Annotated in this window: 15 protein-coding genes; 6 read left to right on the top strand and 9 right to left on the bottom strand. The window is 66.9% G+C overall.

Features of this window, described 5'->3' with window-relative positions; all coding sequences use genetic code 11:
• Positions 1-14: 14 nt before the first annotated feature.
• Together J7I85_RS14325 and J7I85_RS14320 are read left to right on the top strand one after the other, a co-directional pair.
• Positions 15-794, top strand: a complete 780-nt coding sequence (locus J7I85_RS14325) for an enoyl-CoA hydratase/isomerase family protein (protein WP_214852732.1) — start codon at positions 15-17, stop codon at positions 792-794.
• Positions 791-1,645 (top strand): 3-hydroxyacyl-CoA dehydrogenase family protein, encoded by an 855-nt coding sequence (locus J7I85_RS14320; protein ID WP_214852731.1) that lies wholly within the window; start codon positions 791-793, stop codon positions 1,643-1,645. Before J7I85_RS14325 ends, J7I85_RS14320 begins: the two co-directional genes overlap by 4 nt.
• A gap of 39 nt (positions 1,646-1,684) precedes the next feature.
• Here the strand turns inward: J7I85_RS14320 and J7I85_RS14315 are convergent, their stop codons facing one another.
• The 3 genes from J7I85_RS14315 to J7I85_RS14305 all read right to left on the bottom strand — a co-directional run bounded on the left by J7I85_RS14315 (position 1,685) and on the right by J7I85_RS14305 (position 3,309).
• Entirely contained in the window at positions 1,685-1,915 is a 231-nt protein-coding gene (locus J7I85_RS14315) for a DUF6480 family protein (RefSeq protein WP_214852730.1), read from the bottom strand.
• A gap of 34 nt (positions 1,916-1,949) precedes the next feature.
• Positions 1,950-2,381: an SRPBCC family protein gene (locus tag J7I85_RS14310; protein ID WP_214852728.1), complete on the bottom strand. Its 432-nt coding sequence runs from the start codon at positions 2,379-2,381 to the stop codon at positions 1,950-1,952.
• A gap of 79 nt (positions 2,382-2,460) precedes the next feature.
• Positions 2,461-3,309, bottom strand: a complete 849-nt coding sequence (locus J7I85_RS14305; RefSeq protein WP_214852725.1) for an SGNH/GDSL hydrolase family protein — start codon at positions 3,307-3,309, stop codon at positions 2,461-2,463.
• A gap of 154 nt (positions 3,310-3,463) precedes the next feature.
• On the opposite strand from J7I85_RS14305, the gene J7I85_RS14300 reads away from it, so the two are divergent.
• Both J7I85_RS14300 and J7I85_RS14295 read left to right on the top strand, forming a co-directional pair.
• Positions 3,464-4,171 carry a tyrosine-protein phosphatase gene (locus J7I85_RS14300; RefSeq protein ID WP_308159491.1) on the top strand — a complete coding sequence of 236 codons (708 nt, stop codon included), beginning with the start codon at positions 3,464-3,466 and terminating at the stop codon, positions 4,169-4,171.
• Entirely contained in the window at positions 4,168-6,345 is a 2,178-nt protein-coding gene (locus J7I85_RS14295) for a S1 family peptidase (RefSeq protein WP_214852719.1), read from the top strand. Before J7I85_RS14300 ends, J7I85_RS14295 begins: the two co-directional genes overlap by 4 nt.
• A gap of 116 nt (positions 6,346-6,461) precedes the next feature.
• Here J7I85_RS14295 and J7I85_RS14290 read toward each other — a convergent pair whose 3' ends face one another.
• The 4 genes from J7I85_RS14290 to J7I85_RS14275 all read right to left on the bottom strand — a co-directional run bounded on the left by J7I85_RS14290 (position 6,462) and on the right by J7I85_RS14275 (position 9,647).
• The gene (locus J7I85_RS14290) at positions 6,462-6,758 is read right to left on the bottom strand and encodes an antibiotic biosynthesis monooxygenase (protein WP_214852716.1); all 297 of its coding nucleotides are present in this window, start codon (positions 6,756-6,758) and stop codon (positions 6,462-6,464) included.
• Between the two features lie 174 nt (positions 6,759-6,932).
• Complete coding sequence (locus tag J7I85_RS14285; protein ID WP_214852713.1) at positions 6,933-8,261, bottom strand: hypothetical protein; 1,329 nt, start codon at positions 8,259-8,261, stop codon at positions 6,933-6,935.
• Positions 8,262-8,379: 118 nt separating this feature from the next.
• On the bottom strand, positions 8,380-9,129 hold the full coding sequence (locus J7I85_RS14280) for an ABC transporter permease (protein WP_214852711.1): 750 nt from the start codon (positions 9,127-9,129) through the stop codon (positions 8,380-8,382).
• A gap of 59 nt (positions 9,130-9,188) precedes the next feature.
• Positions 9,189-9,647 (bottom strand): PaaI family thioesterase, encoded by a 459-nt coding sequence (locus J7I85_RS14275; RefSeq protein ID WP_374102473.1) that lies wholly within the window; start codon positions 9,645-9,647, stop codon positions 9,189-9,191.
• Positions 9,648-9,783: 136 nt separating this feature from the next.
• Between J7I85_RS14275 and paaZ the strand changes: the two genes are divergently transcribed.
• Together paaZ and J7I85_RS14265 are read left to right on the top strand one after the other, a co-directional pair.
• Positions 9,784-11,895: a phenylacetic acid degradation bifunctional protein PaaZ gene (gene paaZ, locus J7I85_RS14270; protein ID WP_214852708.1), complete on the top strand. Its 2,112-nt coding sequence runs from the start codon at positions 9,784-9,786 to the stop codon at positions 11,893-11,895.
• Positions 11,896-12,053: 158 nt separating this feature from the next.
• On the top strand, positions 12,054-12,461 hold the full coding sequence (locus tag J7I85_RS14265) for a VOC family protein (RefSeq protein WP_214852705.1): 408 nt from the start codon (positions 12,054-12,056) through the stop codon (positions 12,459-12,461).
• A gap of 150 nt (positions 12,462-12,611) precedes the next feature.
• Here J7I85_RS14265 and J7I85_RS14260 read toward each other — a convergent pair whose 3' ends face one another.
• Both J7I85_RS14260 and J7I85_RS14255 read right to left on the bottom strand, forming a co-directional pair.
• Complete coding sequence (locus J7I85_RS14260; protein ID WP_214852702.1) at positions 12,612-13,445, bottom strand: DUF427 domain-containing protein; 834 nt, start codon at positions 13,443-13,445, stop codon at positions 12,612-12,614.
• Positions 13,446-13,513: 68 nt separating this feature from the next.
• Positions 13,514-14,131, bottom strand: coding sequence for a TetR/AcrR family transcriptional regulator (locus tag J7I85_RS14255; protein WP_214852700.1), 618 nt, complete (start codon positions 14,129-14,131; stop codon positions 13,514-13,516).
• Positions 14,132-14,208: the final 77 nt, after the last annotated feature.

Below are 14,208 nucleotides of genomic sequence, written 5' to 3'. Positions count from 1 at the left end.
GCGCGAACGGACACTTGAGCACCCTGCAATTCAGCACCCTCCTGGTCGAAGAGCGCGGGGACCGCGTGGTGGTGCTCCTCAACCGCCCGGACGTCCGGAACGCGATTGACCAGCAGATGGTGGACGAGCTCCATGCCGTGTGCGCCGCGCTGGAGAAGGACCCCAAGGTCCTCATCATCGCCGGCACTGAGGGCGTCTTTGCCTCGGGCGCGGACATCGCCCAGCTGCGGGAACGGCGCCGCGACGACGCGCTGCAGGGCATCAACTCCACCATCTTTGTGCGGATCGCCAAGCTGCCCATGCCGGTGATCGCCGCGCTGGACGGATACTGCCTGGGCGGAGGGGCTGAACTGGCGTACGCTGCCGACTTCCGGATCGGCACCCCGGCGGTGCGGATCGGCAACCCGGAAACCGGCCTCGGCATCCTGGCCGCTGCAGGCGCCAGCTGGCGGCTGAAGGAGCTGGTAGGGGAGCCGGTGGCCAAGGAAATCCTGCTGGCCGGACGGGTGCTGAAGGCAGAGGAGGCCCTCGCCGTCAACCTGGTCACCGAACTCCACGAGGCTGCCGAGCTCATGGACGCCGCCCACCGGCTGGCCGACCGCATTGCCCGCCAGGACCCGCTGGCCGTCCGGATCACCAAGTCGGTGTTCCATGCACCGGCCGAGGCGCACCCGCTGATCGACCAGCTGGCGCAGGGAATCCTCTTCGAGTCTCAGGCCAAGTTCGACCGGATGCAGGCTTTCCTGGACAGGAAGAACAACCAAAAGAACAACACAGACGGGACCAAGCCATGACCGCCTTTCCCCAACACGTCGGAGTCCTCGGCGGCGGCCGGATGGGCGCCGGAATCGCCCACGCCTTCCTCATCAAGGGCGCCACCGTGGTGGTGGTGGAGCGCGACGGCGATGCTGCCGCCGGCGCCCGCACCCGGGTCGCCGACGCCGTGGCCAAGTCCGCTGCCCGCGGCGTCCTGGACGGAGCCCCGGAGGATGTCCTGGCGCGGTTCAGCACGTCCACCGACTACTCGGCCTTCGCCGGCTGCGGCCTCGTGGTGGAAGCGGTCCCGGAGGATTTCGAGCTGAAGGTCAGCGCACTGAAGGCCGTCGAGGAACAGCTTCCCCCCGGAGCGTTCCTGGCCTCGAACACGTCGTCGCTCTCGGTCACCGACCTCGCCGCCCAGCTGCAGCGGCCAGCCAACTTCGTGGGCCTGCACTTCTTTAATCCCGTGCCCGCCTCCACCCTGATCGAGGTGGTGGTGGCCAAGGAGACGTCACCCGAGCTGGCGGCCGAAGCGAAAGGCTGGACGGAAGCGCTGGGCAAGACCGCCGTCGTCGTCAATGACGCCCCGGGGTTCGCGTCCTCACGGCTCGGCGTGGCGATTGCGCTGGAGGCGATGCGCATGGTGGAAGAAGGGGTGGCCTCCGCGGAGGACATTGACGCCGCCATGGTGCTCGGCTACAAGCACCCCACCGGCCCGCTGAAAACCACCGACATTGTGGGCCTGGACGTCCGCCTGGGCATCGCCGAGTACCTGCACTCCACGCTGGGGGAGCGCTTCGCTCCGCCGCAGATCCTCCGGGACAAGGTGGCCCGCGGCGAACTGGGCCGCAAGACCGGCAAGGGGTTCTTCGACTGGACTGACTGACCTGCGGAACCTGACCCGCTACCGACTACCGCGGCCCGCCTAGAGCAGGCCGACGATGTAGCCGACGAAGAACAGCAGGCACAGCAGCACCACGATTCCGATCACAATCAGCACCGCCACCTGGGTACCCCGCGGCGGTCCGCCCTCGTCGTGTCCCTGCGGTCCGCCGGTGGAGGCTTCAGCGGGCGGTGTTTCACCCGGCGGCACTCCACCGCCCGGTTCCAACCCGGTGATGTGGTCTTCAAGGGGGTCGGGGTTCTGGCTGCTCATGGAGCCCTCCTGTGCTCAATTACGGCTGGGACGGTTAAAGCGACTCGAGTTTCTGCCGAAGCCCGTTCAGGGCCGGATCACGCAGCTTCATGAACTGCGGCTTGAGGAACGGCTGCAGCAGCTTGTAGGGCCAGTTGATGCTGAACTGGGCCGTGTACAAGATCTCGGAACCGGAGCTGAGCGACCGTACGTCAATCGAGTCAAAGGCCACGAGGTTCCGGTGTTCGCCCCGGAGCTTAATGTGGTTGTCGAACAGTTCAATGACCTCATACTCGATGGGCTGGCGCTTGTTCCGGAACAGTGCCTCGGCATGGTAGCGGTGGCCGACGGCGACGGACCCTTCAGTCAGCCTGTCCATCACCGCCGTGCCCGGGTCCCACTCACTGGTGTGTTCGAAGGCGGACAGGTAGGCGAACGCAGTCCGCGCCGGCAGGGAAGAACTGACAGTGCCCGAGACTGTGATCATGCTCCCAGCCTAGCCATGCGGGCCGGGGGGCACACCCCCTGAGGCCGGTAAGGCGGGCGGTCCCGGTGCAGCACGGGAACTAGCGGAGAGCCGCCCGGATGGAGGCCGCGTAGCCGTTGGCGTAGCCGTCAGCCGTCGGGTGGAAAGCGTCGGTCGGCGTGCCGCAGGTCGCGGAGGCGGTGCAGAGCTGCGGCGGAACCACGATCCACGGCTGCGCGGAGCCGATTCCGTGGCCTGCGAACGCTCGCGACACATCTACATAATTAACCTTCGAGCGCCCGCCGTCGGCTTGGCGGGCCGCCGTGGCAATGACCGCATTCAGCTGCTGCGTCAGCCCGTTTATTGGATCGGCGGCCGGGCCGGCGAATGGCTCGAACAGCAACGGGTAGCCGGTCACATAGATGTCAGCACGGGGTGCCTTCGCCTTGACGTCGTTCAGCATGGCCAGAAGATCCTGGAAAAACGGGCTTGCCGTCGGGGTGTTCAGGGCTGTCTGCAGGACGGCGGCCCGTTGGGCCAGAGCGGCGGTGCATGCCGGACCGGAGTCCTGCGAGCAGATGACCAGCGCGCCAATAGAGTCAAGGTCGTTGCCGCCTGCGGTGACGGTCACCAGATCCACCTTCTTGTCCAGCGAGGGGATTTGGTCGGCTCGGACCGTGCTGGTGGTGGCGCCGCTGCAGGCCGGATTCCCGGCCAGGCTGATCTTGCGCACCGCGTCCAGCAGCGCCGGATAGCCGTGGTCACTCCGCAGGCAGGTGTCCGCGTACGGTCCGGCGCCCTGGCCTGCCGCATAGGAATCTCCCAGCGCGACGTAGGAATCAAACCGGTCCGCGGAGGCTGGCGCTGCGGTCAGGCCGGCGAGGGCCAGCGCCGCGATGACCCCGGTGAGGCGGGCGAGCCGCCGTCGCAAAGGCTGTTTGGTTGCCATGAAGAACCCCCATATTTGCTCAGGCCGAGGAGCGGCGCCGTTCCCTTACGGTACTCCGGCGGTCAAGACTCCGGGCTGGCAGGCCAGCCGCCATCGGCCGGAACTTGCTCCGAACCCCGTGCGGCAGCCGGGGCAGGTGTGGTTAGCTGGCTCCGTGAACGCGAGGGGACAAATCGGCTGGGACGGGGCGGTGAACGCCTGGCTTGTGGCTGGCTCCGTCTACCGGATGGGGCGGCGGGAATGGCTCACGGAGGCGGGCTGGCAGGAAGCCTACCGCGATGGCATCCGCACGATCATTGACCTCCGGAACCCCGCCGAACGCCAGCCCAGGCCCAGCGATCCTGACGTAGGCGGGGCGCTCGCCGCGTTCGACGTCGTCCACGCGCCCACGGAGGACCCGGACAACCTTGAGTTCAAGGCCCTCTGCGATCCGTACCTCAACGATCCCGCGCACTATGCCGCCAATGCCCGCCTGTTCCCGGACCGGCTGGCCGCCGTCTTCAAGGCGGTTGCCGCTTCCTCCGGTGGCGTGGTGATTCACTGTTCCGCCGGCCGCGACCGGAGCGGCATGATCGCGGCCATGCTGCAGGACCTCGCGGGTGCCGACGAGGCCGAGATCGTCACCAGCTACCAGGCCGCCATGCGCGGCATCAACGAACGCCACCGGACCATGTGGCCCCCGCATCCGCACGAACGCCACCTTGACGAGGAAACCCTCGCCCCGCTCCTGGAAACCCGCGGTGCCCGGGTTCTGGGCTTCGTGCGGCAGCTCAACACCCGGGACTTCCTGCTGCAGAACGGCGTCACCGAGCCTGAGCTGGAGTCGGTGTTGGCCGTCCTCGGCGCTAGGGTTTCCCTGTGACTTCTTCCACCTACGGCCCTTTGCTCCGGCGCGCACTCGCCCTTGCGGCGGCGGCTGCGGTGGCGCTCAGTGCCCCGCTCGCGTCCGTGCCGGCATACGCTGCCCTGGAAACCACGACGACGGGGGAAACCACGACGACGGCGGAAAGCACGACGGCGCAGGACGGCCCGGATGCCCCGGCGGTGGTGCCGTCCCCGGCTGTCCGGGCGGTCGGCTCCGCAACAGCCGAACTGTCCGGAGTAGGCCTTGCCGACGCCGTTCTGCGGGACCTCGGCATGACCATGGCGGAATTCAACGCCGCAGGAGAGCAGGGCAAGCGTGCGGCCGCCGCCCTGCCCGAGCTCCGGAAGGCCGCAGGATTCGAGTCGATCAGGCTGGACGGGGGCAGGATCCTGGTCGAAGGTGCGGGCACGGACCTCGCCAACGCCGTGCGCGCACTCAACGAGGCCAACGCCGCGTCCCGGCAGGAGTTCGTGCTGGCACCCTCCGAAGCGCCCGCCGCGGAGGTCCCTTCCCCGCAATCCTCCCCGCTCCCGGCGTCCCCGGATTCTTCACCCACCCAGCCTGCCGCCGAGCCGGACACCGCGGCGGCAGATCTCCGTGCTACGAGCATTGACCAGCTTTACCGGACCTACCTCCGGGAAGTGGGACCGGCCGGGCTCCAAGCCGTGGCCGAGGCGGACGGCAAGTTCATCATCCGCACGGGCGGTGTGAACCAGCCCGAGTCGGAACCGCAGTCCGGGCGTGTTGCCGAGACCGACGGTCCGGCTGCCCCGTCTGCCGGTTCACCCGGCGGGTCACGCCTGTCGCCGTCGGAGTTCGTGGAGCAGTACGCCAACGTGGTCCTGGAGAGCGGGGAGCCTCTGGTCCGGGAGGAGGACTTCTTCGGCGGACAGGGCTACAGGATCGACGGCTGGGTGGCCTGTTCCGCGGGGTTCAGCGCCTTCGACGCCGAGGGCCGGCCCCTGGTCCTCACGGCCGGCCACTGCGCTGACGACGGCGCCGCGCGGCTCGCCGAGGTTACCCTGCCCGCCGGGGATCCCGCGGGCGGATCCGTGGCCGAAAGCGCGGTCACCGGAAAACTTGGAACGTTCGGGTTCAGCCAGTTTGGCGGCCCCGGGAACTCGCGGGTCACCGATCCGAAGAATCCCGGCACTCCTGGGAACGACATCGCCGTCATCGAGTCCATCCGCCCCGGCCTGGATGCGCGCCCGGCCGCCGCCACCTGGGCGAATGCCGCCCATCTCGCAACCGGCTCAGTACCAATTGTGGGCACGGCGTCGCCGTTCCAGGGGCAGCCCGTCTGCCGTTCCGGACGAACCGTTGGGTGGTCGTGCGGAACTGTCGACGAGGTGGGGATCTACATTGTGGCCGGGGGCTCGGGGGACCCTGCGGACCTGCGTTCCTTCCGCGGATTGTTTTCCAGGTCGGTGGAATCCAGCGGTGGCGATTCCGGCGGGCCCTGGATCAGTGGAAACTACGCCGTGGGCACACACTCCGCGGGCAACAGCAGGTTCTCCGCCGAGAATTTCGCGGTGGCGGCAACGCTCGAGGAATCCATGGCGGTCCTTCCGGGCGTGCAGCTGAGGCTGTTTCTGAACAGCCCAGTCCTTGCCGGCGTCCTGCCTCCGGGGCCCATCAAATCCGGCCAGCGCGTCGCCGGGCGGCTCGCCACGGCTCCGGCCACAGACGTTCCTGCGGGAACGCAGGTCCGGGTCACCTTCCCCGGCAGCGACCCGTTCGATGTGGGCGTGGACGCCCAAGGAAACTGGGCCTTCAGCGCGCCTGTCGCGGCCGGGGAGTTCACCGCCCAGGCGATGAACGGCTTCAGCCGCTCACTGCCAAGCACCTTCCGCGCTGCGGCCGCTCCAGCAGCGCCGGAGCCCGCTGGTCCCGCTGCCGGTCCTTCCCCGGCCTCGCCGAGCCCAACACAGACGCCCGTGCCATCCCAGCCAGCGGCCGCACAGGGCCCCCAGCCGGGGGGCCTAGTGCCCGCGCCGCAGCCGACGGTGGTGGCCGTGCTTCCTGCTGCAGTTCCGGACCCGGATGCACCGCCGATGATGCTCGCCGACACGGGGGTATCCGGTCTGACGCTCGCCGCTGCTGTAGCGGGAGCGGCCCTGCTGCTCGGCGGCCTGGTGTTGGTAGTCGTGCGGCGCCGAAGCAGGCTCTAGCCGCACAGCGACAGATGGCGCCAGCGCCTTACGGTGCGCTGATGCGATGCGGAACGGAGCCGGGTTGTACGGAGAGCCAGGTGGAACGGGGCCAGGTGGAACGGAGCCGGGCCGGCTCAGCCGATTGTGGCGGCTTCGTCCAACGTGTGCGGCTCGAAGTGCTCAACGATGTCGCGGATCGACGCGAGACCCTCGGTGAACGTCGCCGACGCCCGCCACTGTTCGACCTGCTCGAGTGAGGCCCAAGGTCCGGTGCTGATGAAGCGGTTGGGCACATCACGGTCACGCATCAACAGGCCCCGGCCACCGGGATACTCCTTGTGGGTCCGGTCGGCCATGTCCTTCCAGGCCCTCACGAAGTCGTCCTCGTGGCCCGGCTTCACGAGCCAGATACCCAACGTGTATACAGACATATCCAACACCTCCATTGGTGTGCAAAGCGGATATCTGATTATCGTCCCCGCGCTGTAGCGCGCGGAAGACGCTACCGGGAGTGCCGGCGTCGACGGCGGTCCATCCGACGTGAGCGGCGCCAGCCCGGGCTGACTTACCCGCGCCTAGCCACCCGGTGCTGACTTACGCCACAGCTAGCAGTTGGCCGGGTCATATTCGTAAGCGCCGGCGTCGGCCTGTCCGGCTCCGGAACAGTGCCCTTTTTGCGGAACGGGCACATGATCCAGGTCCACCCCGGAAGGGCTGCTTTTCGCGCGGTCTATCGCCGGGCTGCCGCTGGTGAGGTGGAGGTCCTTGGGGGGATTGACGAATTCTGCGGGAGCCGTCGTCGAGCTCTTGTCCAGCGGGACGTTGCTGGGGCCGTTGACCACGTTGGACTGTGCCGTCCATCCGGACCCGTCCATCCACAGGGCGTCACGCACGGCCACGAGGATGTTGGCGCGGATGACCGTGGAAGAGGGGCAGAGAGCGTGGCAGACCACGCCGCGCGAACGGCTGCCGTTGAGCCATACCGTGTTGAATTCGAAAGTGGTGCTCTTGGTGGGGCCGTACCGTGTGTCCCGGCCACGGATGATCAGTCCGGCTGACTCTGCGCATTCCGTGCCACACGAGGAGCGGATCAGGTTGTAGCGGAAAGTGTTGCCGTCAGCCTTCCCGTCGGAGCGCCCGACCTCGGAGAACACGTTGTTGTCTATGGCCTTGTTGTGATGGATGTTGTTGCGGCTGCCGTCGTAGATCTCGAAGGCGCCTCCGTCCCGGCGGAAGTCGTAGGAGTATGCCGTGGAACCTGTGACGGTATTGCCCGAGAACTCGTTGTCGTTGCCGTTGATCAGCACGCCGAACGCACCCGAGTCGTCGCTGCAGTTGGCTTCATCCGCGGTGCCGCACCGCCTTCCCCGGGTGTTGACGTTCATGATGTTGTTGTCCGTCAGGACATTGTTGGAGTAGTTTCCAAAGTCGGAGCCCGTGCCCACCCTAATTCCGGCGGTGTTGTTGGAAGCCTCGGAATTCTTCACCACCACGTGGTCGCCGTACACATTGAAGCCCGCGTACCCGCAGTTGGTGGCGCGCAACCCGTCAACCTCGATGTGGCTGCCGTCCAGCCGGAAGCAGTCTCCGTTCTCGCCGCTGGTAATTGTCGGCAGGTTCCCGTTGCCGTAGCTGTTCAGTCTGATGGCCGACGACGGCGTTCCGCTTTCGTCGAGCACGACCTTGCCGATCCACTCGTCACCCCTGCGGAAACTAAGGGAATCACCAGGGTTGAATGCCGTCTCGTTGACTTTCTTCAGCGACTGCCAGGGCGAATCCGGGGACGTTCCGGAGTTGGTGTCGCTTCCCGCGGCACTCACGTAATAGTGGGTGGTCGGCGTCGAAGGGGCTGGCTTCGAGACGCATCCCACCAGCAGGACCGCCAAGAGGACAGCAGCCAGTGCGGCGGCGGTCCTTGTGGAAAGTGTGCTCATGATTGCACCGGCTGGGGGCAGACAATGATGGCCCGGCCCAGCAGTGCCGCTGCCTGTGGTCCGGAGCGGCCAGAGTATAAAGCGCCCGGCGCAATGTCAACGGCACGGTGCCGGGTTCCTACTTAAGGGGTGCTGGCCGCACGCGGATCGGTGCCAGCATGCCGATGAGCAGGATGGCAGTGACCGACCCGGCAGCCATGATCGAAGCCAGCACCACGATCTGGAACCGGCCCGCCTCCAGCGGCGAAAGCCCTCCGAAGATCGCCCCGACGAAGGCCCCCGGCAGCGTGACCAGGCCCGTCGTCTTGGTCTGGTCCACCGACGGAATGAGTGCGGAGTAAACGGCGCTGCGTGCCATCTCGCGGGTGGCCTGCCGGGGAGAGGCGCCCAGGGCGAGCCAGCCCTCCACTTGGTCCCAGCGGTCGATCACGGCCTCGTTGAACCTGCGGCCCGCGAGCGCCGCGATCGCCATGGAATTGCCGACGACGATCCCTCCGATCGCCAGCGCATAGCGGGAGGTGAACTCGATGGCGCCGGTACCGAACACGATGACCAGCGACGCGAGGATCCCGGCGGCCATCGAGCCGGCCACAACCGCAAGGTGGCGCCAGGACCAGGCGAGGCGGCGTGCGGCGGTAAGGGTGGCCACGGTGAACATGACGGCCAGCGCCACGGCCACCCATTCGGCGCTGGCGATCACGGCGCCGAGGATCAGGCTGACGGCGGCGAGCTGAGCCGCGCCGCGGAGGATGGCGAGGGCCGGCGCGAAGGCATGCGGAACCCGGAAAGCACTGAGGGCGGCGGCAGTCAGCGCCATCAGGAGGCCCACCGCGATCAGGGTGGGGGTCAGGCTGCCAAGCTCGGTCACCAGATCAGCCTAGCCGGGGCGGCGCTGCGGAGGGCTTCAGGGCGGCGTCAGGGAAGACGTCAGGCCCTCGGCGCAAGCAGCAGGTTGGTGATGCGCATGCTGCAGAGCCGCTGCCCGGCGTCGTTGGTGATCAGCACTTCGTGCGTGGTCAGGGTGCCGCCAAGGTGGAGGGGGGTGGCCGTAATGGTGATGACGCCGGTCCGGGCGGAGCGGTGGTGCGTGGCGGAGACGTCCACGCCAACGGCGGTCTTGCCCAGCGTGCTGGCGTGGATCACCGCCGCCCACGATCCCACGGCCTCGCCCACGGCCAGCGAGGCACCACCGTGCAGCAGGCCGAACGACTGCCGGTTTCCCTCCACCGGCATGGTGGCCACGACGCGCTCGACGGACTCCTCCACGATTTTCACGCCCATCTTCTCGTCCAGCTCGCCGAGGGTGATCTTCCACAGCTCTCCGGGCGTCGGGCCTTCGGGTGCTTGGGTAGCCGCCAGTTCTGCGTCGCGGGCTTCCGGCGTCATGTGCTCTCCTTGGGTCGTGTCTGTGCCACTAGTGTGCAGCGGGGCACATTCATGTACTGTAGACATATTACCGAACGGACGGTCAGTAATGTTCTGGCCGGATCAGATTTGTCCCCGTTGGAAGGACCCGTCAACGATGACCACCACCGCCACTGCCCCCGAGGCCACCCTGGAAACCGTGGAAACCGTCCCCAGTTTCGTGCAGGATTCCTGGTGGACTCCCGACGCCGGCTCGGCGGCTTCCGCTGTCCCCGTCCGGGACGCCAGCACGGGTGAGATCCTGGCCAAGGTGAGCACCGACGGGCTGGACCTGGCCGCCGTCGTGGACTATGGCCGCACCACCGGCCAAACGGAACTCGGCAAGCTGACCTTCCACCAGCGTGCCCTCAAGCTAAAGGAGCTGGCGCAGTACCTGAACGCGCGCCGCGAGCACTTCTACGCGTTCTCTGCCCAGACCGGCGCCACGAAAATCGACTCGATGATCGACATCGACGGCGGCATCGGCGTGCTGTTCACGTTCGGGTCCAAGGGCCGGCGTGAACTGCCCAACGCGCAGGTGGTGGTGGACGGCCCCATGGAGGTGCTGTCCAAGGACGGATCGTTCGCCGGCGAGCACATTTACACGCGCATCCCGGGTGTCGCTGTGCAGATCAACGCCTTCAACTTCCCGGTCTGGGGCATGCTGGAAAAGCTCGCCCCGGCGTTCATCGCCGGCGTCCCCACCATCGTGAAGCCGGCCACCCCCACGGGCTACGTCGCCGCGGCCGTGGTGAAGGCCATTATCGAGTCCAACATCCTGCCCAAGGGTTCACTGCAGCTGATTTCCGGCTCTGTCCGCGGGCTGCTGGACGTGCTGGACTACCGCGACCTCGTGGCCTTCACCGGCTCGGCGTCCACCTCGCAGTCGCTCAGGTCGCACCCGAATGTGGTGCTGGGCGGCGTGCGGTTCACGTCCGAGACCGACTCCCTCAACGCCGCCATCCTCGGCCCGGACGCCGTCGAAGGTACCCCGGAGTTCGACGCCTTCATCAAGTCCGTTGTCACCGAAATGACTGTCAAGGCCGGGCAGAAGTGCACCGCGATCCGCCGCGCCATCGTGCCGCAGGAGCTGGCGACCGCCGTCGTTTCCGCCATCGGAGCCCGTGTGGAGCAGCGCGTGGTGCTCGGCGATCCGCGCGCCGAGGGCGTCACCATGGGCGCGCTTGCCTCCGTGGAGCAGCTCGCAGATGTCCGGGCCGCCGTGCAGTCCATGCTCGACGCCGGCGGTGAGCTGGCGTACGGAACCCTCGATTCGCCGTCGGTCACCAGCGCGGACGGCGCAACCGGCGTCGTCGAGGGCGGCGCCTTCATGTCTCCCGTGGTGCTCAGCTGGGCTGACGCGGAGGCCGAGCCGGTCCACTCGCTGGAAGCCTTCGGTCCGGTGTCGTCGGTGATCGGGTACACGGACATTCCCGACGCCGTCCGGCTCGCCGCCCGCGGCGGCGGTTCGCTGGTCGCCTCGGTCTGCACCAACGATCCTTCTGTTGCGCAGGAACTGGTCACGGGCATCGCAGCCCACCATGGACGCGTACTGATGCTAAACCGCGAGGATGCGCGTTCGTCAACAGGCCACGGCTCCCCGGTTCCGCATCTGGTGCACGGCGGACCCGGCCGTGCCGGCGGCGGCGAGGAACTGGGCGGCATCCGTTCGGTGATGCACCACATGCAGCGCACTGCCATCCAGGGCTCGCCCAACATGCTCACGGCAGTCACAGGTGTCTGGCATGCCGGCGCCGACCGGAACTTCACGTTGGAAACCGAAGGCCAGCACCCGTTCCGGAAGTCGCTGGAGACCCTGCATATTGGCGACGCGATCCGCTCCGAGCTGCGCGAAGTGAGCCTGGAGGAGATCACCAAGTTCGCCAACTCCACCGGCGACACCTTCTACGCGCACACCAACCAGGAGGCCGCGGAAGCCAACCCGTTCTTCCCGGGCATCGTGGCGCACGGCTACCTGCTGCTGGCCTGGGCTGCCGGGCTGTTCGTCGAGCCGGCTCCGGGCCCCGTCCTGGCAAACTACGGACTGGAGAACCTGCGCTTCATCACTCCAGTGGCTGCGGGGGACTCCATCCGGGTGACCCTCACCGCCAAGAAGATCACCCCGCGCGAGACCGACGAGTACGGCGAGGTGGCTTGGGACGCTGTCCTGACCAACCAGAACGACGAAATCGTTGCCACCTACGACGTCCTCACCCTCGTGGAGAAGTAACCCGCACGCTTCCTCAGGTCCTGTCGGGTTTTTCCGGATGCTTCCTCAGGTCCTGTCGGGTTTCCTGGAACCCTCCCGCAATGCTGCCGGGCAGTATGGAATTTCCCATGATCTTTCGGGGCTTCCGGCGTAAAATGACCCGCGTAGGAGGTGGCGAAATGACCCTAGCACTGAGAACAGCCACAACCATCCTGCCTGTCGATGATCCGGACCGCGCCCGCGGATTTTACGCGGAAACGTTGGGCCTCCCACACCGTGGCAAGGCTGAAGATGGAAGCGATTTATTCGGCAACGCTGACGGCCCCATGCTGCAGCTGATGCCTGTAAGGGACGGAAAGCACTCCGAGCACACCGCTTTGAGTTTTGAGGTCACTGACATTGAACGGACCGTCCAGGACATGGAGTCCAGGGGCGTTCGGTTCCAGGACTATGACCTCCCCGATTTGAAGACCGATCATCACATCTGTTCAACCGACGCAGAGAAATGCGCCTGGTTCATGGATACCGAGAACAACATCCTCTGCGTCCACGAGAGGCTCGGAACACAGGCTGAATATCAGCTCTGATCCGCCACACAGTCGCAGATTCCCAAACCCTTCCTCACCTTGGTGAGGAAGGGTTGGGTTTTAAGCGGCGAAAGGTGAGGGAGGGTTGGCCAAAAAGCGGCGAGAGGTGAGGGAGGGGTGGCCAAAAAGCGGCGAAAGGTGAGGGAGGGTTCAGGACCACGGGGTGACCGGGTGCTCCTGCGGCTCGCCGTCCACGTACACGTCGGCGCGCTCGTTGAAAAAGCAGACCAGCCCGTGGATTTGCCGGGCGTCGATGAACCGCGAGTCGTAGGCCCAGGCGATGTTCTTGCCGCGGGCCGACTCCGGATAGCTCCAGTACCTGGCCTCGCCCTTGTAGGGGCAGACGGTTCGGTGCGGGCTGGCCTCGAGCAGGTCCAGCCGCACGTCCTTGGGCGGGATGTAGTAGCGCAAGGGAAGCAGCGTTTCGTAAAGCAGATGGGCTCCGACGGTCTCCGCCAGCACCACGCCGTCGAGCTTCACTTCGATGTGCCGCAGGGTGGCGCGGACGTCCACGCGGTGGAACGGGTCCCGGGGGTGGCCGATGATCTCCTCGTGGTCCTCGAGCCAGTGGAACGCGCCGAAATCCAGCACGACATACCCCGCCAGGTCCGGATCCGAGGGGCGGAATGCTGCCCGCGGCACGCTGAACGCGGATGCCACGACGTCGAGCTCCTCGCCCGCCGCCGTGTGCCGCCTGAACCCGGTCCGCGGGTCCAGCGCCGGTGGAGCGTCTGCCATCAGGCGGACGGGATACTCGTCCGGGCCGCCGTCCCCCCCAGCGGCGGGTGGCTCCAGCCGCGCCAGCAGGTCCTTTTCGGGCACTGCGTAAACCGGAGTGACGCGTTTCGGTTCCCAGACCAGGAGGGCTTCCAGCGTGTCGACGACGGGACTTCCGTCGATGCCCGCGCGGACCCTTTTGGAGGTGGGCTGGTACCGGAGATCAGGAAATGCGCCGAACAGAAGATCCGACAGTTTCGTGGCCATGCATTCAGGGTGGACACCAGGGCGCCCGCCGTCAACGCCCAATTCGTTAGCGGCTAATTGTTAGCCTGTCAGGGCTTGGCGTGCAGGCCGTCGAACGCCATGGTGATGACGTCGTCGGCCAGCTTTTCCGGTGAGAGCGAACCGCCCGGCTTGTACCACTCGACTATCGAGTTTATGGTTCCGAACAGGAGACGGGTCACGGTGCGGGGGTCGATGTCCTGGCGCAGTGACCCCTCGTCGCGGGCCGCAGAGATCAGCTCAGCCACCCTGTGGTCGAAGGCACGACGGCGTTCCATGGCGTCGCGCTCGATGTCCGTGTTCCCGCGCAGCCGCAGCAGCAGCGTGACGAAGGGCAGCCGGTCCACCAGCACGGCGATGGTCTCGCGCAGCACGAACTCCAGCCGCGCATCGGCCGCCCCGGAGGTTGCCCCCGGCTGCTCCAGGATGGCCTCCAGACCGCCGAGCGCGTGGTCCAGGGCGAGCTTCAGGAGGTCCCCCTTTGACGGCACGTGATGGTAGATCGCCGACTTGGAGATGCCCAGATTTTCGGCGAGGATGCCCATGGACGTGGCATCGTAGCCGTGGCGGTTGAAGACGTCGACGGCGATCAGCAGCACGGACTGCTGGTCGTAGCCGGGACGGCCGCGTTTGGTGGGGGCTGCTGGGCTGGGTGCTGTACTCGGCATACGGGATATTTTCTCATGAACGTTCGGTCAATACGTGCAGGCGGCCTCCGTGGCCGGCAGGCGCCGGCAACGGAAGC

Source organism: Arthrobacter sp. ISL-65, assembly GCF_018613795.1.
In the GTDB taxonomy this organism is placed as follows: domain Bacteria; phylum Actinomycetota; class Actinomycetes; order Actinomycetales; family Micrococcaceae; genus Arthrobacter.
Note: the sequence above shows the minus strand (reverse complement) of the source record. Positions and strands in the feature narration are given on the sequence as shown.